The organism is Pseudarthrobacter sp. NamE5, assembly GCF_005796225.1.
Taxonomy (GTDB): domain Bacteria; phylum Actinomycetota; class Actinomycetes; order Actinomycetales; family Micrococcaceae; genus Arthrobacter.
Window position 1 is genome coordinate 180,064 of record NZ_VAHO01000003.1, and the last position, 26,496, is coordinate 206,559.

Annotated in this window: 26 protein-coding genes; 13 read left to right on the forward strand and 13 right to left on the reverse strand. The window is 65.9% G+C overall.

What is annotated here, in order from left to right; translation table 11 throughout:
* Positions 1-27 precede the first annotated feature (27 nt).
* Together FDW84_RS06085 and FDW84_RS06090 are read left to right on the forward strand one after the other, a co-directional pair.
* On the forward strand, positions 28-1,515 hold the full coding sequence (locus tag FDW84_RS06085) for an XRE family transcriptional regulator (RefSeq protein ID WP_138607551.1): 1,488 nt from the start codon (positions 28-30) through the stop codon (positions 1,513-1,515).
* A 242-nt stretch (positions 1,516-1,757) separates the two neighbouring features.
* A complete protein-coding gene (locus tag FDW84_RS06090) occupies positions 1,758-3,056 on the forward strand; it encodes a serpin family protein (RefSeq protein WP_371419136.1) in 1,299 nt (432 codons plus the stop codon).
* Positions 3,057-3,208: 152 nt separating this feature from the next.
* Here the strand turns inward: FDW84_RS06090 and FDW84_RS06095 are convergent, their stop codons facing one another.
* Positions 3,209-4,081, reverse strand: coding sequence for a hydroxymethylpyrimidine/phosphomethylpyrimidine kinase (locus FDW84_RS06095; protein ID WP_138607553.1), 873 nt, complete (start codon positions 4,079-4,081; stop codon positions 3,209-3,211).
* 162 nt (positions 4,082-4,243) lie between these two features.
* Here FDW84_RS06095 and FDW84_RS06100 point away from each other — a divergent pair, with 162 nt between their 5' ends.
* The gene (locus FDW84_RS06100) at positions 4,244-4,990 is read left to right on the forward strand and encodes a queuosine precursor transporter (RefSeq protein ID WP_138607555.1); all 747 of its coding nucleotides are present in this window, start codon (positions 4,244-4,246) and stop codon (positions 4,988-4,990) included.
* A gap of 64 nt (positions 4,991-5,054) precedes the next feature.
* On the opposite strand, the gene FDW84_RS06105 is transcribed toward FDW84_RS06100, so the two are convergent.
* The 6 genes from FDW84_RS06105 to FDW84_RS06130 form a co-directional block, all read right to left on the reverse strand.
* Entirely contained in the window at positions 5,055-5,984 is a 930-nt protein-coding gene (locus FDW84_RS06105) for a type IV toxin-antitoxin system AbiEi family antitoxin domain-containing protein (RefSeq protein ID WP_138607557.1), read from the reverse strand.
* Positions 5,985-6,119: 135 nt separating this feature from the next.
* Positions 6,120-7,439 (reverse strand): tRNA guanosine(34) transglycosylase Tgt, encoded by a 1,320-nt coding sequence (gene tgt, locus FDW84_RS06110; RefSeq protein WP_138607559.1) that lies wholly within the window; start codon positions 7,437-7,439, stop codon positions 6,120-6,122.
* A 50-nt stretch (positions 7,440-7,489) separates the two neighbouring features.
* Positions 7,490-8,218, reverse strand: coding sequence for an SRPBCC family protein (locus tag FDW84_RS06115; RefSeq protein WP_138607561.1), 729 nt, complete (start codon positions 8,216-8,218; stop codon positions 7,490-7,492).
* 83 nt (positions 8,219-8,301) lie between these two features.
* The gene (locus FDW84_RS06120) at positions 8,302-9,309 is read right to left on the reverse strand and encodes a DUF6707 family protein (RefSeq protein ID WP_138607563.1); all 1,008 of its coding nucleotides are present in this window, start codon (positions 9,307-9,309) and stop codon (positions 8,302-8,304) included.
* An 88-nt stretch (positions 9,310-9,397) separates the two neighbouring features.
* Positions 9,398-9,937, reverse strand: a complete 540-nt coding sequence (locus tag FDW84_RS06125) for an NUDIX hydrolase family protein (RefSeq protein ID WP_138607565.1) — start codon at positions 9,935-9,937, stop codon at positions 9,398-9,400.
* A gap of 102 nt (positions 9,938-10,039) precedes the next feature.
* Positions 10,040-10,771: a VOC family protein gene (locus tag FDW84_RS06130; RefSeq protein ID WP_138607567.1), complete on the reverse strand. Its 732-nt coding sequence runs from the start codon at positions 10,769-10,771 to the stop codon at positions 10,040-10,042.
* A gap of 92 nt (positions 10,772-10,863) precedes the next feature.
* On the opposite strand from FDW84_RS06130, the gene FDW84_RS06135 reads away from it, so the two are divergent.
* A complete protein-coding gene (locus FDW84_RS06135) occupies positions 10,864-11,478 on the forward strand; it encodes a YdeI/OmpD-associated family protein (RefSeq protein WP_138607569.1) in 615 nt (204 codons plus the stop codon).
* 72 nt (positions 11,479-11,550) lie between these two features.
* Here FDW84_RS06135 and FDW84_RS06140 read toward each other — a convergent pair whose 3' ends face one another.
* Positions 11,551-12,861, reverse strand: coding sequence for a glycoside hydrolase family 76 protein (locus FDW84_RS06140; RefSeq protein ID WP_138607571.1), 1,311 nt, complete (start codon positions 12,859-12,861; stop codon positions 11,551-11,553).
* 143 nt (positions 12,862-13,004) lie between these two features.
* Here FDW84_RS06140 and FDW84_RS06145 point away from each other — a divergent pair, with 143 nt between their 5' ends.
* Positions 13,005-13,799 carry an SDR family NAD(P)-dependent oxidoreductase gene (locus tag FDW84_RS06145; protein ID WP_138607573.1) on the forward strand — a complete coding sequence of 265 codons (795 nt, stop codon included), beginning with the start codon at positions 13,005-13,007 and terminating at the stop codon, positions 13,797-13,799.
* 11 nt (positions 13,800-13,810) lie between these two features.
* Positions 13,811-15,016 (forward strand): acyl-CoA dehydrogenase family protein, encoded by a 1,206-nt coding sequence (locus FDW84_RS06150; RefSeq protein WP_138607781.1) that lies wholly within the window; start codon positions 13,811-13,813, stop codon positions 15,014-15,016.
* Between the two features lie 11 nt (positions 15,017-15,027).
* Here the strand turns inward: FDW84_RS06150 and FDW84_RS06155 are convergent, their stop codons facing one another.
* The gene (locus tag FDW84_RS06155; RefSeq protein ID WP_138607575.1) at positions 15,028-15,846 is read right to left on the reverse strand and encodes a DUF1684 domain-containing protein; all 819 of its coding nucleotides are present in this window, start codon (positions 15,844-15,846) and stop codon (positions 15,028-15,030) included.
* 169 nt (positions 15,847-16,015) lie between these two features.
* Between FDW84_RS06155 and FDW84_RS06160 the strand changes: the two genes are divergently transcribed.
* The 4 genes from FDW84_RS06160 (at position 16,016) to FDW84_RS06175 (ending at position 20,611) form a co-directional block, all read left to right on the forward strand.
* Positions 16,016-16,705: an NADPH-dependent F420 reductase gene (locus tag FDW84_RS06160; RefSeq protein ID WP_138607577.1), complete on the forward strand. Its 690-nt coding sequence runs from the start codon at positions 16,016-16,018 to the stop codon at positions 16,703-16,705.
* Between the two features lie 5 nt (positions 16,706-16,710).
* Positions 16,711-17,256: a hypothetical protein gene (locus FDW84_RS06165; RefSeq protein WP_171046673.1), complete on the forward strand. Its 546-nt coding sequence runs from the start codon at positions 16,711-16,713 to the stop codon at positions 17,254-17,256.
* A 112-nt stretch (positions 17,257-17,368) separates the two neighbouring features.
* Positions 17,369-20,191 carry a phosphoenolpyruvate carboxylase gene (gene ppc, locus FDW84_RS06170; protein ID WP_138607579.1) on the forward strand — a complete coding sequence of 941 codons (2,823 nt, stop codon included), beginning with the start codon at positions 17,369-17,371 and terminating at the stop codon, positions 20,189-20,191.
* A 114-nt stretch (positions 20,192-20,305) separates the two neighbouring features.
* Positions 20,306-20,611, forward strand: a complete 306-nt coding sequence (locus tag FDW84_RS06175) for a hypothetical protein (protein WP_138607581.1) — start codon at positions 20,306-20,308, stop codon at positions 20,609-20,611.
* Here FDW84_RS06175 and FDW84_RS06180 read toward each other — a convergent pair.
* The 3 genes from FDW84_RS06180 to FDW84_RS06190 form a co-directional block, all read right to left on the reverse strand.
* Positions 20,608-21,234 (reverse strand): DedA family protein, encoded by a 627-nt coding sequence (locus tag FDW84_RS06180; RefSeq protein ID WP_138607583.1) that lies wholly within the window; start codon positions 21,232-21,234, stop codon positions 20,608-20,610. The two genes, FDW84_RS06175 and FDW84_RS06180, sit on opposite strands and share 4 nt — an antisense overlap.
* A gap of 81 nt (positions 21,235-21,315) precedes the next feature.
* On the reverse strand, positions 21,316-22,029 hold the full coding sequence (locus FDW84_RS06185) for an AfsR/SARP family transcriptional regulator (RefSeq protein ID WP_138607585.1): 714 nt from the start codon (positions 22,027-22,029) through the stop codon (positions 21,316-21,318).
* 186 nt (positions 22,030-22,215) lie between these two features.
* A complete protein-coding gene (locus FDW84_RS06190) occupies positions 22,216-22,416 on the reverse strand; it encodes a hypothetical protein (RefSeq protein WP_138607587.1) in 201 nt (66 codons plus the stop codon).
* 213 nt (positions 22,417-22,629) lie between these two features.
* Here FDW84_RS06190 and FDW84_RS06195 point away from each other — a divergent pair, with 213 nt between their 5' ends.
* The 3 genes from FDW84_RS06195 to FDW84_RS06205 all read left to right on the forward strand — a co-directional run bounded on the left by FDW84_RS06195 (position 22,630) and on the right by FDW84_RS06205 (position 25,485).
* Complete coding sequence (locus tag FDW84_RS06195; RefSeq protein WP_138607589.1) at positions 22,630-22,827, forward strand: hypothetical protein; 198 nt, start codon at positions 22,630-22,632, stop codon at positions 22,825-22,827.
* Positions 22,828-22,887: 60 nt separating this feature from the next.
* Positions 22,888-23,091 (forward strand): hypothetical protein, encoded by a 204-nt coding sequence (locus FDW84_RS06200; RefSeq protein ID WP_138607591.1) that lies wholly within the window; start codon positions 22,888-22,890, stop codon positions 23,089-23,091.
* Between the two features lie 87 nt (positions 23,092-23,178).
* Positions 23,179-25,485, forward strand: a complete 2,307-nt coding sequence (locus FDW84_RS06205) for a MinD/ParA family ATP-binding protein (protein WP_138607593.1) — start codon at positions 23,179-23,181, stop codon at positions 25,483-25,485.
* 3 nt (positions 25,486-25,488) lie between these two features.
* Here the strand turns inward: FDW84_RS06205 and FDW84_RS06210 are convergent, their stop codons facing one another.
* Positions 25,489-26,472 (reverse strand): RluA family pseudouridine synthase, encoded by a 984-nt coding sequence (locus FDW84_RS06210; protein ID WP_138607785.1) that lies wholly within the window; start codon positions 26,470-26,472, stop codon positions 25,489-25,491.
* Positions 26,473-26,496: the final 24 nt, after the last annotated feature.

Genomic DNA, 26,496 nt, shown 5'->3' on the forward strand with positions numbered 1-26,496 from the left:
GCGCGGTTTTTCACGTAATCTTCAAAAATGCCGCTTGGAAGCTGGAGCCGCGAGGCCGCGACGCAAACACCGCCCGCTTTGTCCCCCGAACTGGATGTCATCAGCCTTGGCCGGCGAGTGCGCCACCTGCGCAAACAGGCCGGGCTGACCCTCGACAACCTGAGCGCCGCCGTCGGCACTGCGCCCAGCCAGCTGAGCCTGATCGAGAACGGAAAGCGGGAACCCAAGCTGGGGCTGCTCCAGCACCTGGCGGCGGCACTCAACGTCAGCATCGACCAACTTCTTGGTGCCGAACCGCCCAGCCACCGCGCCGCCCTGGAAATTGAGCTGGAACGCTACCAGCGCAGCCCGCTGTACGAGACGCTGAACCTGCCCAAAATCCGCATCAGCTCAAGGCTTCCGCTGGATGTGCTGGAGGCCCAGGTGGGGCTGCTGCATGAGCTGGAGCGGAAGATGAATGAGCAGGTGGCCACCCCCGAGGAAGCACGCCGCGCCAACGGTGAACTGCGTGCCATGATGCGCGAGCGGGGCAACTATTTCCCGGAATATGAGGCGGAGGCGCAGAAGGTCCTCAAAGCCGTGGGTTACACCAGCGGACCGCTGAGCCAGCACGTGATCGCGGACATCGCCGAGAACCTCGGATTTACCCTCCACCACGTGGGCGACCTGCCGCATTCCACCCGGTCAGTCACGGATTTGAAGAACCGCAGAATTTATCTGACGCAGAACCAGCGCCAGGACCATGACCCGCGTTCCGTGCTGCTGCAGGCCTTGGGGCACTATGTGCTGGGCCATGAAACGCCTAAGAACTACGGCGACTTCCTGGCCCAGCGCGTGGCAACGAACTATTTTGCCGCTGCGCTGCTGCTCCCCGAGCAGGCCACTATGGAGTTCCTGCACAAGGCCAAGGCCGCCAAGGAAATCGCCGTGGAGGACATCCGCGACGCCTTTGCCGTTTCCTACGAAACCGCCGCCCACCGGTTCACAAACCTGGCCACGCAGCACCTGGGCCTTACCACGCATTTCCAGAAGACCCACCAGAGCGGCATCATCTACAAGGCCTACGAGAACGACGGCGTGACGTTTCCCCAGGACCATACCGGCGCCATCGAGGGTCAGCCGTCGTGCAAGGCGTGGACGTCCCGGGCAGTATTCGATGTACCGGACAAGTTCAGCGCCTACAGCCAGTACACGGACACGCCCTCGGGGACGTACTGGTGCACCGCCAGGACTGAACGTTCCGCCAGCGGAGAGTTTTCGCTGAGCATCGGGGTTCCGTACCAGCACGTGAAATGGTTCCGCGGGCGGGAGACGACGGCCAGGGCCAAGTCCACCTGCCCGGATCCGAACTGCTGCAAACGGCCGCCCGCGGAGCTCGCCTCGGAGTGGGCCGGCAACGCCTGGCCTTCCGCCCGGGCCCACTCGCACCTGCTGGCCGCCATGCCGCCGGGTGCCTTCCCCGGTGTGGACGAAACCGAGGTGTACAGCTTCCTGCAGGCACACTCGGGAGCCTGACCGCAGGCCTCATCCCTGCGGTATTTTGCCGGACGGTTTCTCGCTCCTTCGAGGACCAGTTCAAGACAGTGATAGCGCGTTCCCCTGGCGCCAAGTGGGAGAGAACCCGACGCGGCGTCCCGCGGGCGCGAGACTGAATCGAGTGCAAAGCGTGACCCTGCCGGCATGGTCCCGCGCCGCCGTCGCTGTTTTACTGGGAGGAGGCAGATTCCCGCCTTGGCACGCCGGGGGAGGCAACAAAGATGTTCCGTTTTCAGCGGACGATAGCGTTGGGTGCCCTGATGGGACTCGCGGGATGTGCGGTGCCAGCCCCGCCGCCGGCGCCACCGGAACTCCTTACGGCCGACGGCGTCGAGCGCGTCTCGGTTGACCGCGCGGACTACGCCGCTGAACTGCGCTCCTTCCGGGCTTCGGCGTTCCTCCTCGGCGAAGCGCTGCTGGCCGACGGCGGCGACCTCGGTAACGGGAACGTGGTGTCCTCACCCGGGAGCCTCCTGATTGCCCTCGCCATGCTCCGTACGGGTGCCACCGGTGGGACCGCGGCCGAGATGGACAATATCCTGCAATTCCCCGCAGAGAAGCGCGATGAGGCCATGAACTCCGTCCTCCGCTCCCTCGGAAAGTTCGACGGCGACCCCGGCGCAGTGGATGAGGACAACCCCCCGCGGAAACCGGTCATGCACTCGGACAACGGGCTGTTCGTCGACAAAGACGTGCCAACCGGACAGTCCTTCCTGGACACGCTGGCCCGGCACTATGGCACCGGCGTGTATCCCGTGGATTTCAGCGACGAGGGTGCAACGAAACCGGCCATTGATGCCTGGGTGAACAGGAACACCGGGGGCCGGATCAAGGAAGCCCCGGCGCAGTACGACCGCGACAATACTTTCAGCCTGCTCAACTCTTTGTACTTCGCCTCCGCCTGGAGTGCACCGTTCGATGCGAACGCCACCACTGACCTGCCCTTCACAACAGCCGCGGGCGAGGAAGTCGCTGTGCCGGCCATGCACAACGAACTCCAGATGAAATATGCGGAAGGCGCTGGCTGGCAGGGTGTGGATCTTCCCTACGCCGACGGTTTCGTGATGCGGCTGGTCCTGCCCGCGGACACGGCCGCTCCCGCTGGCACTCCCGCCCCTGCGGCTTTCGACGCGGAAAAACTGACGGAAATCGCGGACACGTTTGACAGTGCTGAGCCCGAATCAGTCCGGATACAGCTGCCCCGCTGGGACCACAGGTCCAGTTTTGACCTCCGAAAAGTTTTTGAAGCGCTGGGCCTGGAGCAGATGCTCGGCACCACAGAGGACTTCAATAACATCCAGCCGCAGATGATGATCACCCAGGCCGCCCAGGCCGCAAACATCACGGTGGCCGAAAAGGGCACCATTGCCGCCGCGGTGACCCAGATCAATGGAATGGCGACCAGCGCTCCGCCGGAACCCGAGCGGACCATCGACTTTGACCGGCCGTTCCACTATCAGGTAGTCCACGTTGAAACTGGGCTGCCGCTGTTCATGGGGACTGTTGCCGACCCCAGGTGAGTGAAACGTCCCGGGACCGTCCCGCCATCGTCCTCCTCCTCAGACGCTCCATCAGCTTATGCGGGAAAATCCGGAACCCTCTTGCCCCAGGTGCAAGAGGGTTCCGGAAAAACGCGCATTAAGTGAGAGAGCGTCCGGGGTGGGGTGGCGGGCTAGCGGGCACCGCCCTGCCACAGGGCATCGAAGGGGGCGCCCGACGCTACCCGGTTGCGGATGCCCGCCGTGACGAAGGCCTTGGCGGTGCGGGCAGCCTCCAGCGGTGAAGCACCCTTGGCGAGCTCGGCAGTCACGGCGGCAGCCAGCGAGCACCCTGCACCGGAAACAGCCACCTCGCCAACCTTGGGCGCGCTGAGGACCTCCAGGGTTTCGCCGTCATAAAAGACGTCGACGGCGTCCGGGCCCTCCAGCCGTACCCCGCCCTTGGCGAGGACAGCGGCGCCGCTGAGTTCGTGGATGCGGACGGCGGCGGCTTTGAGGGATTCGACGTCGGTGATGGCCAGGCCGGACAGCGACTCCGCCTCGAAGTGGTTGGGCGTCACGAACGTGGCCAGCGGCAGGATCTGTGCCTTGAGTGCCTGGTCTGTGTCCAGTGCATGGCCCGGTTCCTGGCCTTTGCAGATCAGCACCGGGTCCAGCACCACATTCCCGAACCTGTTGTCCTTCAGCGCACCGGCAACGGTGGCGATGGTGGCGGGGCTGCCCAGCATTCCGATCTTGACGCTATCCAGCACCGGACGGCTGTCCAGCGGCTCCCCGTCCTGCGCCCGACCGTAGGCGGCAGTCGTGGCTTCGAGCTGGTCCGCAATCACCTGCTGGTCCATCGGGACAAAGCGGTGGTTCCAGCTCTCGTTCGGATTGAACGAGACAATGCAGGTGAGGTTGGCGATGCCGAAGACACCGAGCTCCTGGAAGGTCTTCAAGTCCGCCTGGGCCCCTGCGCCGCCGGTTGCTTCGGAACCTGCGATGGTGAGGACAACTGCAGGAGCAGCAGCGGACTGTGGCGCGTCAGCAGAAACGGAAGTCATGGCACCCATCCTGCCATCCGGCGTCGGCCGCGCGCTTTGTGTGCCTGAACAGAGCGGCTTGACTGACACGTTCAATGGAACAATGGTGCGGACAGTGCTAATACAGCCGGCCCCCGGGATCCAATCCCGCACCCGAGCGAACCACTACGAACGGAAGCTCCCATGCCCACAGCCCCAGGCCACGACGCCCTGCCCGCAACCGCTGCCTCGGGCAGCCCGGCACGGTTTGCCTCGATCGGATCGCCCTACTTCGGGATCCTGCTCGCCATCATGGCTGTGGTGCTGATCCTGTCCAACATCGGCGCCTCCAAGGGCGTGGCCATCGGGCCGATCGTCACGGACGGCGGCTTCTTCCTCTTCCCGTTGGCATACATCCTGGGCGACGTCATCAGCGAGGTCTACGGCTTCAAGGTTGCCCGCAAAGCCATCTTCACCACCTTCGCGCTGTCCGTCTTCGCCTCGCTGTGCTACTGGATAATCATCGCCCTTCCCGGCTTCGATGATGAGTTCGGAACGACCAAGCAGGCAGCCCTCGAGGGTGCACTCGGTCCGGTGCCGCAGATCGTCCTGGCTTCGCTGCTGGCGTTCCTTGCGGGGCAGACCATCAACTCGTGGATTCTGGTGCGGATGAAGGCACGCACGGGGGAGAGGTCGCTGTGGGCCCGCATCATGGGTTCATCCGTGGCCGGCGAATTCGTGGACACCCTGATCTTCTGCAGCATCGCGGCCCCGGTCATTGGCATCGCTGACTTCGCGACCTTCGTGAACTACGTCGTGGTGGGCTTCCTGTACAAGACCCTGGTGGAGTTCATCCTGGTCCCGGTGACGTACCTGGTGATCGGCTGGATGAAGAAGCGCGAGCCGAGCTACGGCACTGCCGCCCCTGCAGTCGCTGGCAAAGCGGGTTAGCGGGAACGGTTCCAATCCGCTGTAACGGTGCGTCTCTACCGGGACGCTCCCGCTTATTGGAAGGTCAGGCAGCTAAAGCCCGAAGAATCAGGTTCTTGAATTCCTGCTCCCGGAACAGGTCCTTCCACTCCACCCGGATGAAGCGCCAGCCGTTTTCGCTCAGTGCTTTCTCCCGGCGCCGCTCCTCGAAGATCACCTCCGCCGTGGGCCGGTAATCGAAATATTTGGTCTTCCCATCGAACTCCAGCGCGAGCTTCCGTTCCCGCCAGGCGAAATCGAGCCGGAATAGCCCCAGCCGCGTCAGCACCTCCACCTGCGGTTCGGGGGCTGGGATCCGGAGCCGTGCCATGAGGTCCCGGGTCAGGGTTTCTCCAGGGGACTCAGAGCTGGGATCGGCAGCTGCGAGGACCCGCCGAAGATTCAGTACGCCCCGGCGTCCATCAAGACGTGCAGCCGCTGCGTCCAGCGCAGCTTTGTCAGCCCCGAGCCGGAGTGCGTGGTCCATGAGGATCAGTGCCTGCCGGTACGGAAGGACCAGGCCGCAGTCCGCCGCTGTCCGTTCGAGGCCGGTGGCGGCCAAGCCCGTGATGAAAGCCCGGTCAGCCTCGGCAACGGTTCCGGTATGGCAAACGACGTCAGGTCCATGGCCGTTGCTGGAAGGGGGAGTGGGTTGTGTCACGTGGATTTTGCTGTCGACATTCCAGAGGAAAAGCCGGTGCAGCCGCGCGGCTGAGGTGTGGCTGTAGCGGAAGCCGCCTGCCGACGTCGTACGTGTTCCGTGGGCGTGTGCGTGGATGAGCTGAAGCGCGCGTACGCCTGGTGATTGCCTTTCCCAGGCGCTGCCCCTGATGTAACAGCCCTGCCTTAGCCGAACCAGCGTTCCCACCGCCACCATCGACGCCACCGAGCGCTTGCTGATCCCCAGGTCCAGGAGTTCCTGAGTTCGCCAAAGGTTGCCCTGTGCAGGGAGGGCAACGGCAAATTTCGGAGTCATGAAACCAGCTTTGGCTGTCGGCGGACCCGGCTCAACCGGCTGCCGCCGCCATGTGCACAACCCGGCTTAGCGGGAACGGTCCCAGTTAGGTGTACTGCTACAGCTAACCCGGGCCGCTCCCGTGAAACCGCTGAATCAGGAGTAGTAACGCCCCAGGGTTTCGGCCTTGAAATCGAAGAACGTGCCGTCCTCGATGGCAAGCCGGGCGTCGTCCACTATCTTCACCACGAACCGCTCGTTGTGGATGGAGATCAGCGTCGCGGAGAGCATTTCTTTGGCCTTGAAGAGGTGGTGGATGTACGCCCGCGAATAGTTCCGGCAGGTGTAGCAGCCGCAGCCGTCCTGGAGCGGGCCGAAATCGCGTTTGTACTTGGCGCCGGAGAGGTTGAACCGCCCGTAAGGAGTGTAGAAGGCAGAGTTCCGGGCCACCCGGGTGGGGGAGACACAGTCGAAGGTGTCAGCGCCGTTTTCGATGGCCGTGAAGATGTCGTCCGGTTCGGAGATGCCCAGCAGGTGCCGGGGCTTGTCCTCGGGCAGCTCCTCATTGCACCACCGGACAATCGTGCCGAGGTTTTCCTTCTCCAACGCCCCGCCGATCCCGAACCCGTCAAATGGCATGGCGCCCAGATCCCGGCAGGCCTTACGGCGAAGGTCCTCGTACTGGGCGCCCTGGATCACGCCGAACAGTGCCTGGTACGGCTTGCCTGCCCGCTCGGCGGTCAGCCGGAAGTGCTCCTCAAGGCAGCGCAGTGCCCACAGCCGGGTGCGCTCCAGCGACTCCTCCTGGTAGGCCCGTGAGTTCTGCAGCGTGGTCAGCTCATCGAACGCGAACATGATGTCCGCGCCGATCTGGTGCTGGACCTGCATGGAGATTTCGGGGGAGAAGCGGTGCCGGTCACCGTTCAGGTGCGATTTGAACCAGACGCCGTCGTCGTCGATGTGGGCCAGGCGCTCCTTGCCGGGAGCGACGGCGTCATCCGGGCCGGGCGCGCCCGCGGCAGCAACAGTTTTCATGTCGATCACCTTCTTAAACCCTGAGCCCAGGCTCATCACCTGGAACCCGCCCGAGTCAGTGAAAGTGGGGCCAGGCCAGTTCATGAACGCGCCCAGCCCGCCCGCCTCATCCAGGATGTCCGCACCCGGCTGCAGGTAAAGGTGGTAAGCGTTGGCGAGCAGCGCCTGCGCCCCCAGCTCCGCCATGGATTCCGGCAGCACCGCCTTCACGGTGGCCTTGGTTCCGACGGCGATGAACGCCGGGGTGTGGATCTCACCGTGGGGGGTGGTGATGGTGCCGGTACGGCCCAGGAATTCCCCGCCGTTGTCAGCGATCTGCGCCGCCGAGGGCGGGCAGGATTCCGCCAGCCGGGTCCCCACGGTGAATGAGAACTGTGACAGGGCAGGCTCAGTGGCAGCGCCGGAGGCAGGGGAGGGGGCGGAAGCGGGGTTGGCTGGCACCGTACCAGTGTGCCAGCAATCAGCCCCGCCCCGGCAAATGGGGCAGGGGCTCAGCTCACCGGTTGCGAGGCGGGGTAGTTTTCAGACCGCCAGGAGTCCCAGGACGAGCGGATGGTCTCCAGCCTGGCGGCGCCAAGTTCGTAGGTGGAAGCGATGACCAGTGATCCTTCACCCTCCTGGCGCACGTCCTTGATGGCCGGATGGTCGGCCACCACCAGCAGCCCGTCGCCGTGCTCCGCGTAACTGTGCACGGTGAGGCCCACCTGGTGGCTGGTCCGGTACCAGACCTTCCCGCTGATCTCCTCGCCGTTGCCAAGGGTCAGCTGGTAGGGCTCGCCCGGCGCCGGGAGGTTGGCGAGGCCGAGCTTCTCGATCGCGGAGCCCTGTCCCTCCGTCAGGTGCAGGAACAGGGTGTGGCGCTTGCCGTGCGGGTGGCGTTCCAACGCGAAGCGGAGCTGCTGCAGGAACGTAAGCCAGCCCTGGGTGATGTCCTCGTCCCACGCTGCCCATTCCGAGTTGTGGTCCAGTGCCCCCCGCGTCACGCTTACCTGCGTGCCGCCGGGAACGGGATTCAGTTCGAACGTATCTCCGCCGTGGACGGTGAGGCTTGTGTGGTCCGCCGACTCTTCTACGTCGCCGGAGAAGTAGATCTCCTTGATCTCGGCGTCCAGGTCTTCAGACTGCCAGCCATGCCATTGGGCTACCCTGGACGGTTCACGCAGCATGGTCCAGACCTGCGGCGCGTCGGCGTTGATCACTACGCTGAGATTGTTCGTCATAGCCCCGAATGTACAACTCCGCCAGTGCCCCGGGTAGGGGCAATTTCCCCCTGCGCACAATGCCGTCGAAAAGGGGTGCGAGGTCAGGCGCGTACAGCCTCAAGCTCGTTGCTGATGCGCCGCTCCAGCTCGCCCATGCCGATGGTTTCGGAGCCGCCGTGGGCGCGAAGGAACAGCAGGGATTCCAGCCGCAGCAGCCGCCACTCACGTTCGGCATCGTGGTTTGAGTTATCGATGGAGCGGAAGATCTCCTTGTCGTACAGGTTTGGCTCGTTCAGCGAGCGCTGCCGGACCTTAGCCGCCATCCGGGCCTTGAACGGGTCCGTTTCCTGGTTTTCCGGGGTGCGGATGAGCTTTTCGTACACCGCTGCCCGTTCCGCCTGGCCGTCCTGCCTGCAAATGTAGCTGGACAGCGCCAGGGACGCCTCCACTGAGGCCCACCGGCCGGGGTTGCCGTCGAAGGGCAGGACGTTGAGGAGGTCGGCGACGGCGAGGGCACCGTCGGCGTCCTTGAGCGTGATGAACAGTTCATGCGCGAGGTCGCTCAGGTCCTTCAGGCAGCTGCCGGACTTGAAGTTCACTCCCTTGGCCAGCCGGTCCGCCAGCAGCAGCACTCCCACGGCATCCGGGTGGTCCTCTGCGGCAGCCTCCACCACTGATTCAGGCGTCCCGGCCGGGGCGGGGATCAGTGCCAGGTCCTCCTCGCTGGGGCCGCTGACCGCCGGCGGTACAAGAGGCAGTGGAGGTACGACGACGGCGGGCGCGGCGGCAGCGGGCGCAGTCCCGGCGCCGGACTGCTTCGGCTGTTCCTTGCCCTCCTCCGGCGCAAGGTCCGCGGCCGGCGGAAGCTGCGTGACGGCGTGGGACATTCCGTCCACGACTGTCACCGTGGTGCCCACCGCGATGCGCAGGGTTCCTCCGCCGGAAAGGCTGGCAAGGACCAGCGCAGGCGCCCCGAAGTCGTCCCGCTCAAGCTCAACCTGGTGTATCTCGGCCGTCCGCCCGCCGTCGGGCAGGAGGATGTGGTTGCCGGTAACCAGGGATCCAGCCTGCTGTTCCTGGTGGCGCCGGAGGGCTGGTGTTTCGGTCATGGGAGTCCTTAAGTTCTCTTGCGGTCCGCGCTCCAGTCTACAAAGCCGGACCCTTAAAACCGGGGACCCCCCTGCCCCGGCGGGGGTGTCAGAAGCCCACGCCGGCGAAGGCCAGTGCCTGTCGGATCAGTCCGCCGCGTCCGCCCACGAACTCCATCTGGACGCCGGGGCTGAGCACTTCCTCGGGGGTCATCCAGGTCAGTTCCAGGGCGTCCTGCCGCGGCTCGCATTCGCCAGTCACGGGAATGACGTAGGCCAGGGACACGGCGTGTTGCCGCTCATCCGTGAAGCCGGTCTGGGACGGCGCGGGGAAGTATTCCGCTACGGTGAAGGGGACGGGGCTGATGGGCAGCTGCGGGAACGCCAGCGGCCCCAGGTCCTTTTCCATATGCCGCAGCAGGGCGGCGCGGATGGTTTCACGGTAGATGACCCGGCCCGATACCAGGGACCGGACCATGGTCCCGTCCGAGTCTGCCTGCAGCAGGGTTCCCACCTCGTTGACGAAACCCAATGGATCCAGCCTGACCGGCACTGCCTCCACGTACACCATGGGCAAACGCCCGCGTGCCTCAAAGAGGTCTTCTTCGGAGAGCCAGCCGGGATTCGGGTCAGGTGTGCGCAGGTTCATGGTTAAGTTCTACCGCATGGGACCCTGCGGGACAGGGGAGGATCAGCTGGCGGCGGAATGCGTCGCAGGACCCGTTGGGGCGAAGATCAGGTGTGGCAGGGCTCAGGCGTGGCGCTGGGAGATCCAGAGCGTGTCGGGGACGTGGGCTGCTGTGGCACCGGGGGCATCGGGATTGGCAACGTGCAGGGTGCGGGCGAAAGCTTCCTCAGTAACGCTGGCCTGGAAGCCTGCGGAGGCAAGGCGCTCCTGCAGCGGTTCCAGCCCGCCGTCGTACTCGAATCCCAGCCCGGAGCGGGCCGGGCCTGTTGCCGGCCGCACCACCAGGACTCCGCCGTTCTTGGCGGTGAAGTCCGCTGTCTCGTCCTGGTCCGGTACCGGGCGCGGGCGCGCACCGATCTGCCGCAGGGTGCGGGAAGCCGCGTCGGGGTCCTGGGTGAACCAGACCGCGACGACGGCAAGGGCAGGGTCGGCATCGGCACACTGGGCGCCGTGGGCGGCTTTGTCCGCCAGGAAGCTGAACCCATCAGGGGCAGCGATCCGGCAGGCTTCGCCGTGGTCCGCGCTGGTCAGTTCCGCGGGGGTGGTCCCCTCCGCCTCCGCAGCCTGGTTGGTGCGCCGGGCGAATTCGGCCAGGTCGCCCACCTCCACGGCCAAGGCGGTGGTCCCTTCCTCTGCCGATCCTCTTGGCACCTCGTGCAGGGCCAGCCGGCCGGCGGCGGAGTCGTAGACACGGAAGCCGCCGTCGCCCTCGGTCAGGACCATGCCCAGCGCGGTCAGAAGGCGCTCCCAGGCCTCGATGTCGGACGTGAAGTGCAGGGGACGGACACGCAGCATCGAAGGTCCTGTCGCTCGAAGAAACGGGCTTGCCATGCCATAGTGCCACGCCCGGCCCGGTGACGGCAGGGGATCAGGAGCACAATAGGGCCATGGCCAAAGAACTTGAGGAACTGCTGGTGCCGGACGCAGCAACCTGGCGGGCGTGGCTGGAGGAAAACCATGCAACCAGCCCAGGCGTGTGGCTGGTCCTGCACAAGAAGGGCGGGCAGGTCACCGAACTCGATTACGCGGCAGCATTGGATGAAGCATTGTGCTTTGGCTGGATTGACGGCCAGGGCAGGCGCCGGGACGGGGAGAGCTCCTTCCAGCGAATGACTCCCCGCGGGCACCGCAGCGTCTGGTCCGCTCGCAACGTCACCTATGTTGCCCGGCTGGAAGCGGCAGGCAAGATGACGGAAGCCGGCCGGGCCGCCGTCGACGCCGCCAAGGCTGACGGACGCTGGGAGGCTGCCTACGCCGGGCAGGCGACTGCGGAAGTTCCGGCAGATCTGGCAGCCGCAATCGCCGCCGTGCCCGCTGCCCAGGCCATGTTCGACGTCCTTACCAGGACCAACCGGTACGCGCTGATCTACCGGACCAACTCAGTCAAACAGGAGGCAACGCGGCAGCGGAAAATCGCAGGGTTCGTGGAGATGCTGGCCCGGGGTGAAACACCGTACCCGCAGAAAAAACGCCCCGATGGCGCGGTGCCGGGAGCGGATTGACGTTACGCCTGATTCGGCCGGTGGCGGAACGCCGGTAAGGTTGACGGTTCACTTGCGCTGGTGCGCCATCCTTTAGGAGCCTGCACGGTCCGCGCCGGTTCCGCTGTGAACGGCCGCCGCGGCCTCCAGCGTCATCCAGGCCTGGAGCTGGGTGGAAAGCTCGACGACGGCCCCAGGCGGGTAGGTAGCCTCCGCAGGTTGGGTGGCGTGCATCGAAAAGATGCTCCTGCCCCTTTGCTTCGTGGACCCCTCGCCAGCGGCCAGGCCCCGCTTCCCCGCCCAGAAGGACTCGGCCGTGTCTGTCACCAGCCGCGCCGCCGTGGCCCGGGTCTTTGGAGGCAGCCGGGGGTCTTTTGCCACCAGCGCGAGGTAGCGGCACAGGATTCCGGTGAACAGCCCGCCGTCGCCCGTGCCCTCGCAACGGAGCACTCTACCGCCGTCGGACGCGCCTCCGGTACGGGCAGGAGTTGTCAGTATCCGGTCCACGGCATCCACCACCTCGGCTGTCCGGGCGAGGTTCGCATCCCCGCCCAGTTCCAGCAGGGCGCCCAGGACTGGTCCCTGGTTATAGGTGTACACCGCCCGTTCCACTACCAGTTCGCCGGCGGAATTCAACCGGGCACCATCGAGGTACAGGCCTTGGGCGGGGTCGAAGAGGGTCGCGTCCAGCCAGTCCAGCAGTGCTTGGCCCTTCCCGGGCTGGCCGGTCCGGGCATAGTAGAGCGCCACGGGCGCTGTGGCCGGGGTGTTCTTGAAGTCCCGCTTCCTGCTCCAAAAAACCCCGCCGCCCATATCGCTGGTGGATGCTGCATCGAACTGCAGGGTGAGGGACTTCCGGAGGCCTGCGTTACGCCGGCGGCCCGGCTTCCCGGCCTCCTCCGCCAGCCTGTCCAGGCGGTGCGCGGCCAGGGCAAGCCAGGCCATGTCGTCGTAGTAGTTGTTCACGAAGGTAAACCCGTTGCGCAGTCGGATCCCGGACACCAGCCGGGAGGCGAGCCGTCCGGCGCTGGGGTTGTCCGGTCCGTTGAATCTGGCGGCCGGCGTGCCGCCGTTGCCCAGTTCCCGCCGTCCCGCGTCCACGAGGCAGTCAACATAATGCGCCTGCCACCAGTAATGCCACGGGCCCAGCAACGCGCCCTTGAGGTCCCTGTACCAGGAGGGGGAGGGCCACAACACCGCGCCTACATGGGTCGCCGGCAGGAACAGCAGCCGCCTGCCGAAGAGGGTGGTGACCGAACGGGCCGCCTCGTTGGCGCGGTCCTGCCAATAGTCCCGGCCGGGGACGGGCGCAGTGGCAGGGGAGGGGAATTGGTTGGAGGCCGGGCTCGAAACCTGGGCGGTCGAGGGCTCGGGAACTGGGGCTGCGGGGTCCGGGCGCGTCATGGATTCCACCCTAATGCGGGCCCTTCCGCCGGATCCCCAGCCGTTGGGTGCCTGGTGGTGCGGGCCCTCCGGATTTCAGTTAACATTCACTAACCAACACCTTCGTTGCGACGCGGCAGGGGGACAGGCATCAAGGAGGATGTGTGGACGTCAAAGGTACTGTAGCGCTCATCACCGGGGGAGCTTCCGGCCTGGGGGCGGCCACTGCCCGGCGCCTGTTCGACGGCGACGCTTCCGTCGTGCTGGTTGACCTTCCGTCCTCTGCCGGGGCGGCGCTCGCAGAAGAACTCAACGCCTTCGGCGCCCCCGGAAAGTCCGCCGTCTTCTCCCCTGCAGACGTGACCCGCGAAGCGGAGGTGCAGGCCGCCGTCGACACCGCTGCGGGCCTGGGGCCGCTGCGGATCGTGGTGAACTGCGCCGGAATTGCCACCCCCGGGAAGGTGCTGGGCCGGGATGGCGTGCTGCCGCTCGAGGTGTTCAACCGGGTCATCCAGGTGAACCTCGTGGGTACCTTCAACGTGCTGCGGCTGGCGGCGGCGGCGATGGTTGCCACCGAGCCGGCCGTCACCGCGCTGGGCGGGCCCGAGCGGGGTGTCATCATCAACACTGCCTCGGTTGCGGCGTTCGAGGGGCAGATCGGCCAGCCGGCATACGCGGCCTCGAAGGGGGCGGTGGCGGCCATGACGCTGCCGGTCGCGCGGGAGCTGGCGCGCTCACTGGTGCGGGTGGTGACCATCGCACCCGGCATTTTCGAAACCCCCATGATGGCGGGCCTGCCGCAGGAAGCGCAGGACTCCCTGGGGGCACAGGTGCCGCACCCCTCCCGGCTGGGAAAGCCTGACGAGTACGCGAACCTCGTGGCCCACATCGTGGACAACGCCATGCTGAATGGCGAAACCATCCGCCTGGACGGCGCCATCCGGATGGGGCCGAAGTGACTGCCACCGGGATGAAGGGGGACAACCTGGCTGACCTGCCATCCGCCGACTTTTATGCCTTTGAATTCCTGCTGGACAAGGCGGAACGGGACAAGCTGGCCGAGCTGAGGGAATTCCTGGCCGCGGAGATCGCCCCATATGCCGGGGACTGGTGGAACAAAGCCGAATTCCCCGCCCATATCCTGCCCAAGCTCGCTGCCCTGGAACTGAGCACGCCGGCCCAGCGGGGCTACAGCAACCTGTTCGCCGGCCTGGTCATTGCCGACGTGACCCGGGTGGACACGTCCATCGCCACCTTCTTCCTGGTCCACCACGACCTGTTCGTCCAGTCCCTGCACGACTTCGGGAGCGAGGACCAGAAGCAGCGGCTGCTGGCGGACGCCTCAAGCCTGCGCATCACGGGGGCCTTCGCCCTTACCGAGCCGAACCACGGCTCGGACGTTGCCGGGGGCTTGGAAACCCGCGCCCGGCGGATCTCCTCCGCGACCGGCGAGCCGGACGACGGCGGTGACGCCTGGGTGCTGAACGGCGCCAAGCGGTGGATCGGCAACGGGACGTTCTGCGACTACATGCTGGTGTGGGCAGGCGACGAGGCGGACGGGTCCGTCCGCGGGTTCATCGTGGACGCCACCCTGCCGGGGGTCAGCCGGACCAGGATCGAGAACAAGATTGCGCTGCGGACGGTGCAGAACGCGGACATCGTGTTCCGGGACGTGCGGGTGGCCGAAGCCGACAGGTTTGCCTCCATCAACAGCTTCGAGGACACGAAGGAGCTGCTCCGGGGCTCGCGCGTCATGGTGGCCTGGCAGGCGGTAGGCCAGCAGCTGGCGGCCTTCGACGTCGCCCGGCAGTACGCCGTCGAGCGCCGGCAGTTCGGCCGCCCGCTGGCGCACTTCCAGCTGATCCAGCAACAACTGGTGACCATGCTGGGCAACGCCGTGGCAAGCATGGGGATGATGGCTGGGCTTGCACGGCTGCAGGATGAGGGCGCCGCCGGCATGCCGCAGGTGGCCTTGGCGAAGTCGTACCTGAGCGCGCGGATGCGCGAGACGGTGGCGCTGGGCCGGTCCATCCTGGGGGGCAACGGCATAGTCACCGATTATCGGATGGCCAAGATCTTTTCCGACGCCGAGGCCATCTACACCTACGAAGGATCCTTCGAGATCAACACGCTGATAGTGGGCCGGGCGGTCACCGGGATCTCAGCCATCGCCTGACTGCCGCTGCTTCACCCTGCGGGCAGCTTCTCGCCGGCCTCCACCCGCACGTCCAGCGTGTTGTTCCTTACGGGCATGGGGCAGGTGCCGTAGGGGGTGAAGGCGCTAGGGTAGTTGATGGCGCGGTTAAAGTCCAGGACCACGCTCTTGTCCGGCCGCGGCCGGGGCACGGCCAGCTTGCGCCAGTCGTCCGTGGTGTCACCGTTGGTTTCGTCATGGAAGGTGACGGTCAGGGCCTCAAGCCTTTCCTCCTCCGCCTGCAGCCGGAACTCGTGGCCGCTGCCGGGCACACGGAATACCACCTCGCCCACGGAGCGGTGCACGCCGTCCACCAGCGGGTTAGCCGTGGCGATGGGAACATCCACCGGCTCCGGATAGGGCTCGAACCTGCCCGTCACTTCCCAGTCCGGGTTGTAGGGGTAGGTGGGGACCCCGCCGAACCCGGTGAGGACGGGCGAGGCCGTGTCCCGGGTGCGGATGGCGTACTTCCCGGCCCGCATGGCCAGTTCCACCACCACTTGGTCCCCGCCGGGCCCGCCGAACTGCACCCAAATCAGCGACTCCTCGTCCGCCAGGACAGCTGTTATCGTGCCCGCTACCGGTTCACCCGTCCCCACCAGGGACAGTCCGTCCGCAGGCAGTGCGGCGAGTGCCGCCGTCGTACCGTCCGTTGACCACAGCCCGGGTGCCAGCTCGACGGCGGAAGGGCTGTCTTCCAGCCACTGGAAGGAGGTGAGCGTCAGCCAGCCGTGGCGGTCGGCGAGGGCCTTGTTGCGGTTGTCGCGGAAGCGCTGCCAGCGCTCTGTTTTGGCGGCCGGGGCAGTGTCCATGGTTCCTTTCACGGTATGTCGGGTGCCCCGGCTACAACTCCGCGGGTCCGGCGTTCATTCCACCCCTTGCCCGGCCCCGGGTGCGGAGTACCCTCGGAACCAGCAGGGCGGCGCCGCTTGCCGGTGCTGCCTGCACCTGACATGTCGCTACTTTCCAACGGGAGGGGCCATGAAGATTGCTGTTCTTGGAACAGGAACCGTGGGGCGCGTCCTTGCCGGGGCATTCGCCGCGCTGGAACACGAGGTGGTGATGGGCACCCGGGACCCGGAGGGCACCGCCGGGAGGACCCGGCCGGACATGATGGGAGGACCGCCCTTCAAGGAATGGCGTGCTGCCCACCGCAATATCCGGTTGGAGACGTTTGCCGGGGCCGCCGGGGCCGCGGAGATGGTGGTGAACGCGACGAAAGGCGCGGGTTCACTGGATGCCCTCGGTGCCGCGGGGGCGGCAAGGCTTGCCGGGAAGGTGCTGATGGACGTCTCCAACCCACTGGACTTCACCCAGGGAATGCCGCCGGTGCTGAATCCGGTCAACACGGACAGCCTCGCTGAGAGGATCCAGCGGGCCTTTCCCGGCGCGATGGTGGTGAAGACCCTCAACACAATGAACGCAGGTCTCATGGTCAACCCCGGCAAGATCGCGGGCGGGGACCACACGGTGTTCGTTTCGGGCGATGACGACACCGCCAAAGCAACTGTCGCGGAACTTCTGCAGGCGTTGGGGCACCGGGACATCATTGACCTGGGTGACATCACCAGTGCACGCGGAGCAGAAATGCTGCTGCCGCTGTGGCTGCGCATCTACGCCGCGCTGGGCATCCCTGATTTCAACATCAAGGTGGTCCGCAAGGTTGAATAGGTGGGATGGACATCCTTGCAGGAGTAAGCATCGAATGGCTCAGGGCGCTGACGTGGATCACCGCGGTGGTGGCCGGAGCGGCGCTGTTCCTGTGGCGGCCGCCGCGGCCCGACCTGGCACTACTGGCTTCCATCGTGGTCTTCATGGCCGCGAGTGCGGGTGCCGGAATCTACGTCCTGAACCACCTGGGCGACGGCCGCTGGGGCGGTGACGGGCAGCCGAAGCTCAGCCCTCCCGAGCTGTCCGGGACCCCGGTGGTGGGAAAGTTCCTGGAACCGCTGGAAGGTGCCCTGGGCGGCGTGACCAACGGCGTCAATGAGTTCGTTGACTTCCGGTCCGCCCTGCCGGTGGCACTTGATTTCTTTGCTGCGGCAGGCTGGGCCCTGGCGCTCTCCGTGCCCGTGGCGCTCGCGGCCCTGGCCGTGAATGCCCGGTTGGCGGGGCGGCGGAACGCCGAATTTGCCGCCTACAAAACCGAAGTTGAGCAGCTGCGGACGGAACTTGAACACGTCAAGCGCCATGTAGGTTACCCGGCGAACGACATTTACTGAGACGGATTCCCCCATGGCGCGCCACTGCGGGTAGCATCTTTAGCTAGTTACGTGGCTCACAGTATCCAGCGCAGTGTACGAGCCAAGTCCGAACCCTCGAAAGATAGTTTCCATGGCTCACACTGCAACGAATCCCGAAACCGATCTTGCCTCCGAACTCAGGGCAGACGTCCGTCGCGTTTCCACTCTGCTGGGCGAATCGCTGGTCCGCCAGCATGGCCCCGAACTCCTTGACCTGGTGGAGCAGGTCCGCCTCCTGACCAAGGAATCCAAGGAAGCGGCCCGAGGCGGAGCGGATGCCACCGGGCCCTGGAGCGCGCACGACGTCGTTGCCCAGGTCCGCGAGCTCCTCGGCTCCCTGCCGATCGAGCAGGCCACCGACCTTGTCCGTGCCTTCGCCTTCTACTTCCACCTTGCGAATGCTGCCGAGCAGGTGCACCGCGTCCGCGGCCTGCGCACGCGTGCGGAAAAGGACGGCTGGCTGGCGAAGACCGTGGCGGAGATCGCCGGCCAGGCCGGCCCGGCGGTCCTGCAGGAAGTGGTGAACGGGCTGGACGTCCGCCCCATCTTCACTGCCCACCCCACCGAGGCGTCGCGGCGCTCGGTGCTGGACAAGATCCGCAAGATCTCCGACGTGCTGGCCCAGCCCACCGTCGAGGGCACCACCGCCCGCCGCCGCCAGGACCGCCAGCTGGCAGAAATCATCGACCAGATGTGGCAGACGGACGAACTCCGCCAGGTCCGGCCCACTCCCGTCGACGAGGCCCGGAATGCCATCTACTACCTCGGCGGCATCCTGACCGACGCCATGCCGGAGATGCTCACCGAACTCTCCGAACTGCTGGCCGAGCACGGCGTGAGCCTCGCTTCACAGGATGCGCCCATCCGCTTCGGCTCATGGATCGGCGGGGACCGGGACGGCAACCCCAACGTCACAGCTGCCGTCACCCGCGAAATCCTGCAGATCCAGAACCAGCATGCTGTCCGCATCAGCATCGGCATGATCGATGAACTGATCTCCATCCTGTCCAACTCCACTGCGCTCGCGGGTGCGGACCAGGAGCTGCTGGCGTCCATCGAGGCCGACCTGAAGAAACTGCCCGGCCTGGATAAGCGGGTCCTGGAACTGAACGCCCAGGAGCCCTACCGGCTGAAGCTGACCTGTATCAAGGCCAAGCTCATCAACACCGGCAAGCGCGTGGCCGCGGGCTCCCAGCACGAGCATGGCCGCGACTACAGCGGCACCAATGAACTCCTGGCGGACCTTGAACTGCTGGAGCTCTCGCTCCGCAACCACTCGGCGTCGCTGGCCGCCGACGGTGCCCTGGCCCGCGTCCGCCGTGCCGTTGCCTCCTTCGGCCTGCACCTGGCCACCCTGGACATCCGCGAACACGCGGACTACCACCATGACGCCGTCGGCCAGTTGATGGACCGCCTGGGCGGGCCCGGCCTGCGGTATGCAGAACTCAGCCGGGAGGAGCGCTTCGAGGTACTCGGTTCCGAGCTCGCCTCACGCCGGCCGCTGTCCGGCCACCCGATCAAGCTCGAAGGCGCTGCGGACGGCACGTACGACGTCTTCCGTGAGATTCGCCGCGCATTGCGCACCTACGGCCCGAACGTCATCGAGACCTACATCATTTCCATGACCCGCGGCGCGGACGACGTCCTGGCCGCAGCGGTCCTGGCCCGGGAAGCCGGCCTGGTGAACCTCTTCGGCGAGAAGCCCTACGCCAAGATCGGCTTCGCACCGCTGCTGGAAACGGTGGAGGAGCTCCGCGCTTCCGCGGAGATCGTGGACCGGCTGCTGTCCGATCCCTCCTACCGGGAGCTGGTGCGGCTGCGCGGCGACGTCCAGGAAGTGATGCTGGGCTACTCTGACTCCAACAAGGAATCCGGCGTGATGACCAGCCAGTGGGAGATCCACAAGACGCAGCGCAAGCTGCGGGACGTCGCCGCGAAGCACGGGGTGCGGGTCCGCCTGTTCCACGGCCGCGGCGGCTCGGTGGGCCGCGGCGGCGGACCCACCTACGACGCCATCCTGGCCCAGCCCAACGGTGTCCTGGAAGGCGAGATCAAGTTCACGGAGCAGGGCGAGGTCATCTCGGACAAGTACTCCCTCCCCGAGCTGGCGCGCGAAAACCTTGAGCTGTCGCTTGCCGCCGTGCTGCAGGGCTCGGCCCTGCACCGCGACCCGCGCACCTCCGCGGACCAGCGTGAACGGTACGGGCACGTCATGGAGACCATCTCCGACGCCGCGTTCAACAGGTACCGGAACCTGATCGACGATCCCGACCTGCCGGCCTACTTCCTATCCTCCACCCCGGTGGAGCAGCTGGGCTCGCTGAACATCGGCTCCCGCCCGTCCAAGCGCCCTGATTCGGGTGCCGGCCTTGGCGGCCTGCGCGCCATCCCGTGGGTTTTCGGCTGGACACAGTCCCGGCAGATCGTCCCTGGCTGGTTCGGCGTCGGCTCTGGCCTTAAGGCTGCCCGCGAGGCCGGCAACTCCGCGCAACTGGTGGAGATGTGGGAGAACTGGCACTTCTTCCGGTCGGTGCTCTCCAACGTGGAGATGACTTTGGCCAAGACGGACATGGACATCGCCGGCTACTACGTGTCCACCCTGGTTCCCGAGGAGCTGCACCGGATCTTCCGCACCATCCGTGAGGAGTACGAGCTGACGGTTTCCGAGGTGCAGCACCTGACCGGGGAGCGCCTGCTCCTGGACGCCCAGCCCACCCTGAAGCGGTCCCTGGAAATCCGGGACCAGTACCTGGACCCCATCAGCTACCTGCAGGTGGAGCTCCTGCGCCGCGTCCGCACCGAAGCCGCCAACAAGGCAGACGGCATCAGCGGGGCGGAGATCGACGAACGCCTCCAGCGGGCCATGCTTATCACCGTTAACGGTGTAGCGGCCGGCCTCCGGAACACCGGCTAACCCCGGACGCTCTCTCACTTAACGCGGGTTTCCCATCAACCCTCTCTCACTCGGGAGAGAGGGTTGGTGGTTTTCCGACGTTAAGTGAGAGAGGGTCTGGGTAGGGTTGGAGGCATGCCTTCCTTCCAGACCCGACTCAAGATCACCGGGCTTCGGCCGGGCAGCCCGCCGGAAGCGGTAATGGACACTGCGGTGGAGGCGTTGGGAACGCGGCATCATGTCGAGGCGCACCAGCTGCAGATCGCTGGTGGGGTACCGCAGCTGAACCTGCGCTTCCTCGTCGAAGCCAGCGAGTACAGCGGCGAGAACCGGCAGGCCCGGGAGTCGGCGGCGATGATGCGCGACGCCGTCGAAGGAGTTGCGCTGACGGGTTCCCTTACGGTCTTGCGCCGTAGCCGCGGCAAGTGGTTGGCTGTCTAGCCTGCCTCAGGCGGCGGCCCGGATTCGTCCACCGGGGACGGGTTGCCGCGGCGGCGGGTGGCAATCATTCCGATGACGGCCCCTATCACCAGGCCGACCGCCACACCAATGAGGGAGCTGGCCCAGATCGGCAGCCCGGTAGCGGAACCGGTAAAGTAACCAAGCCCCACCAGCCAGCAGGCCCATAGTACGCCGCCGATTCCGGCGCACAGGCTGAAGCCGGGGACGGAAACGTTCGCGATGCCGGCCGCCGCCGACGTGGCAAGGCGGCCGCCCGGGATGAACCTTGCACCGATGATTGTCCCGTAGGTGGACGACCGGCCGGCCCTGGCGATCGCGTCGTGGATGCCACGGTGGACCCGCCGGCCCCATCTCCACCGGTCCAGCACGTGGCTCAACTGCCGCCGGAACAATTGGAAGACCACCAGGTCGCCGAGCCAGGATGCAAGCGCGGACAGGAACCCCACCAGGAACACGTTTGTCCGGCCGTCCGCTGACAGGGCACCGCCGGTGATCACCACCATTTCGGACGGGACAAGCGGAAAGATGGCATCGCCGAGAACCACGGGGATGATCCAGAAATAGATCGCCGCCCCCCAGCTGTCAGCGCTGCCGAAGTCCATGGGCACAAGGTACCGCACTTTGATCGGTGAGCGCGGGCGGGATTTTTGGCTGGTCCGGGGCAAGGGCGCGCCGGATAGTAATCACCGCGGATGGAACGCGGACACCAGGCCGGTCAGCTGGGGTGACGGCTGGACGCCGAGTTCTGCCTCCAGCCGGACGGCAAACATCCGGTAGGCACGGACTGCGGCTGCCCGGTTGCCGGCAGCAAGATGGGCCTGTACCAGGAGGAGGTGGGCGGACTCGCGGAGCGGTTCGATGTTGATCGCGGACAGCGCCGCAATCACAGCTTTGCCCGGCTCGTTCCCGGCAAGATACTGCCGTGCCATGAGCTCCAGCGCGCCAAGGCGCAGCTGCCGCAGCCGCTCCTGCTCAAAAACCACCCAGTCGTCGTACCAGCCGGGCAACAGTTCGGCCCTGCCCAGATGGTCCAGGTAGCTGTCCGGAAGATGGACTCCGGGCTGCTCGCGGAGTGTGGCGACGTGCCGCTGCAGGGATGCAACGTCCACGCTCACCGATTCGTCGAGCTCCAGGGTATCGGCGGCCGCATGAAGCAGGCGCGGAAACGTGTGGGAAATGCACCAGACTGAGGTGCGCAGGTTTCCTGCCGCCTGCGTTTCGCTGCTCCTGGGCCAGAGCAGGCCGGCGAGGAAACTTCTGCGGCGGCAGCCGAGGAGCCCAACACAGGCAATCAGCCGCTGTTCCCGGCTGGCCACCTGGAATGTCTCGTTGCCCTGTTGCAGACGCCACGCCCCCAGCAGGCTTAAATGCCAATCCTGCGCGAGAGCCCCAGTCATGCCATTCCCCTCCAAGCGGCAACACTTGAAACCCCCAACTCCATCGTGACATTTGCGCGGATGCTGTCAATAACGTGGGAAACAGAGGGGGGAAGTATTTACAAAAAAGGGGGAAATGAATTCCAGCAGGAGTTAGTGTTGCATACCAACCGGGACATCTTTATCGGCCGGGTAAACGTAGGCCGATCAGGCGCTGGTGCTTGCGTCCTGTTGCAGCAGCTCCAGCCAGCGGCGCACGGCAAGGATAATCTCATCGGCGCTGCCTGCGGCCTCCACCGATTCCCGCTCCTGGCCGGGGTGGCTGGAAATGAGGCGGGCCCGGATGGCCTGGTCTTGCGCAGGTTCCACCCAAGCGCGGATTACCATCGTGCCTTCGCTATCCGCCACGGGCGGTGCCTGCTTTCTTTCGATTCAGTATTTCCCAACAATCAACGAGCATATTACTGCCCGGTACCCCATCCTAAACGCAGCCGGTTGCCGGGCGGGCTTCCAAGCGAAGGTTCGAAGCGTAAAAACAACACAGCAATAACGCTGTAGTGATGAATGCATGACGGGTTCCCGCGTTGACTGAACGGGAGACTTCGAAAGGGGGTGATTGATATGAAGGAACTCAGCATCCAGGACCTGGACGGACAGCAGGTTGAGCTGCTGCCCCCGCGGGAGACTCTGTACATCGACGGCAGCCTCGACCTCGCCGGCGTTATGGCACACAACACGTCCTTGGCCGTGAACGCTGGCTCACTGTTCTCGAACGCCTACAGCGCTGCGCTGCAAAACGTCGAGATCACGCAGCATTAGTCCGTTTACCGTCCAATCATCTGGACCCGGGTAATGCCCGGGGGAGAGGGCTGAGGTGCAATGACCACTTCACCCGAGCTATCACCTGGGGAACTCGACGCCGAAGTCGTGGAACTGCTTCCCGCCAGGGAAACGCTGTGCTGCTTCGACATCAACATCTCGCCGGTAATCGCAGTTAACCTTTCAACGGCCATCAATGCGGGGTCGATCGGTTCCATCGCGAATGCAGGCGCGGTCCAGGAACTGCTGGTGCTCCAGAAGTGATCCGGCATTATTCCTAAATCCGGTGGGCATGCTCCAAACCCGGAGCGTGCCCACTCCTTAAATGCGGCTCAGCTTATTGGCGGGAAAGTGGCAACAGCACCGGAGGAAGCGTCTGACCAGCGCTGGGCCCCTGCGCCAGGCCTTGTTTTCCTCGGCCAGGTTGAAGGTTCAGGGCTCAAAGACCGCAGCTTCCTGCTGAAACGCGGTGACGGCCAGGTTGTCCAGCTTTCGGAATTGCTCCACCTGGTCATGGTCGCGGTCTCCCGGGACAAGCCCCTTCCGCAGGCGGCCCGGGAAGTCAGCGAGGCTTACGGCCGGGAACTGGGCGCCGACGGGCTTAGCTACCTTCTCCGGACCAGGCTGGCACCCCTGGGTTTGGTCGCTGACGCCGCGGCGAGCCCTGCGAAGGCTGCGGGGACGCCAACCGCCGACCCCTTGCTGGCGTTGCGTTTGCGCGGAACGCTCCTGCCTGAAAAGACAGTCAACGCGCTGGCCCGGCTTCTGTCGCCGTTGTTCTGGCCTCCGGTGGTGGCAGCTGTCCTGTTGGCGCTGGCCGCCGTCGACGTCCTGATGCTTGCCCGGGCCGACTTCCTCGCATCTCTGCAGCAGGTGTTCCTTGCCCCGGCGCTGCTCCTTGGCATCTTTGCCCTCCTGACAGCAGGGGCTGTGTTCCACGAACTGGGGCATGCAACGGCCTGCCGGTATGGCGGCGCCCGGCCGGGGGTGATCGGCGTCGGCGTCTACCTGGTTTTTCCCGCTTTCTTCACCAACGTGACGGACTCCTACCGCCTGGGCCGGGGTGGAAGGATACGCACGGACCTTGGCGGGCTGTACTTCAACTGCCTGTGCCTGCTCGCCTTCGGCGCCGCCTACCTGGCAACAGGCCAGGGATTTTTCCTGCTGGCGGCAGTACTGATGCACGTCGGGATGGTCCAGCAGCTGATCCCCACCTTGCGCTTTGACGGCTACTTTGTCCTGGCCGACATAGCCGGCGTTCCGGACCTGTTCAGCCGGATCCGGCCCGTTCTGCTGAGCCTTGTCCCCGGCCGTCCGGTGGAGCCACGGGTCAAGGAGCTCCGCCCCTTTGCCCGGTTTGTGGTGACCGCATGGGTGGTCACCATTGTGCCGCTCCTGCTGCTCGCGTTCGGCTGGATAATGCTGAACCTGCCCTTCATCCTGGAGCAGACGGCGCGTGCTGTCCGCGAACACGCCGGAACCGCTGTCCGTGCAGGCGGCGCAGGTGACCCGGCTTCTGCCACCCTCGCCATCCTGTCCATCCTCCTGCTGTCCCTGCCGGTGATCGGGCTGGGCATTCTGGTGTACCGGCTGCTGCGGGTCCTCCTCACCCTGCTCCACCGACTGGCGCTCCGCGCGTTGAAGCCACCCGCGTTCAAGCCATCACAGAAAGGAATTCCGGCAATGGCTATAGATGTCCCGCCCGCCGCTCCCCGCGACGACGGCGTTCCCACCCTTCAGGATTTCCTCGCCGAAAGGCCCGAGCCCCCGTCAGTCCTGGCTGAGGCAGGCTGGCAGGGCGCCCTTCGCCGGCTTACCGGAAACTCCATAACCGCTGCCCCCGGCCGCCGCGAACGCCTGCACTTGAAGGCTGTCGAAGACGTTCAGCGCCGCCTGAACGGGCCCAGGACCGTGGTGGTGGTGAACCCCAAGGGCGGCGCCCACAAGACCACCGCCACCCTGCTCCTCGCCGCCACCATGGGAATCCAGCGCGGCGGCTACACGCTTGCGTGGGACAACAACGAAACACGGGGCACCCTGGGCTGGCGGGCGCCGCTGGCCGGGCATGCCCGGACCGCCGTTGACCTGCTCCAGGAGGTGGACCGCTTTGACGATCCCGTCCGGGGCCGGATTGGGGACCTGGACCGGTATGTGCGCTACCAGGGCTCAACGCAGTTCGACGTGCTCGCCTCGGATGAGGACGCAGCGGGGGCAGCCACCATTGGCAGCAGCGAGTTCAACCGCCTGCACACTGCACTGCGGCGTTTCTACCGGGTCATCCTGGTGGACACCGGCAACAATATGCGGGCTTCCAACTGGGAGGCAGCGGTGGCGGCGGCGGACGAGCTGGTCATCGTTTCCACCCTCAGGGAAGACACGGTGGCCAGTGCCGTGTGGCTGGTTGACGGCCTGCGCGAACGCGGATTCGAGGCGAAAGTGGCCAACGCGGTGACGTTGCTTGCCGCTCCTTCCCGGCAGACCGACCTGCAGCTTCGCGCCAAGGCAAGCAGCCACTTTGCAGGACTGACCAGGGAAGTCCTGGACGTCCCCTACGACCGGTCCCTCGTCTCGGGGGCGCGGCTGAACTACCAGGCGCTGCTGCCGGAAACCCGTGAGGCGTGGCTGCATGCCTCGGCTGCCGTGATGCGGGGCCTGTAACCGTCAGCCGCGGGCATGGGCAACCTCGCTGAGTTCAAGCCGACTGCGGTACTCCACCGGGTTCCCCGTGACCGGATCAACAAAACGAATGCCGCGGGCCAGGAGCTGGAGTGGCCTGGCATAGTCATCCGGCGCCTTGTCCAGCAGGTCCGGATAAAAGGCATCGTTGATAATGCCCAGCCCAAGCGAAGCCATGTGCACCCGCAGCTGGTGGGTCTTCCCGCTGTGCGGCTCCAGGCGGTACCTCGCCAGGCGGGCGGCACTGCCGGATGCTGCAGCGGCGGTGCCGGCGGCACCCGGCGAAGCGCCGGCGTCGAACGTTTCCAGCCGCTCTATGCGCGTTTCCGCGTTCGGTTCACCGTCGATCACTTCCGCGAGGAGGTAGCTGCGGGACTTGGTCATCCGGTTGCGGACCACCACAGGGAATTGGACGGCGGGATGTCCCGGCGCGGGCTCCGCGGCGGCGACGCACTCGTATTCCTTCTGCACCTGGCGCTTTTCGAAGAGCACCTGGTACCGGCCGCGGGTCTGCGGATTGGTGGAGAAGAGCAGGACACCGGCCGTCATGCGGTCCAGCCGGTGCATGGGGATCAGGTCCGGCAGCCCCAACTGGTTGCGCAGGCGCACCAGCGCCGACTCCTGGATGTAGGTGCCGCCCGGCGTGGTGGGCAGGAAATGCGGCTTGTCCACCACCAGCAGGTGCTCGTCCTGGTGCAGGATACTGATGTCCACCGGAATCCGCTTTTCCGGCGGCAGGGTGCGGTAGTACCAGATAAAGGTGTGGTCCTGCAGCGGAGTGCTGCGGTCCAGCGGGATCCCGCCCTCGCCAACAATTTCGCCCGCGTCGAACCTGTTCGCGATGCCCTGTGGGTCGATATGCCCCCAGCGGTGCATCATGTAGTCCATGGCGGTGTCCCACGGGCCTTCCCCGGGAAGGCGCAAACGGGTGGCATTGACGCCGTCGCGCACGGGGAGGGGGGATTGCATCACCGGCCCATTCTACCGGGGGCC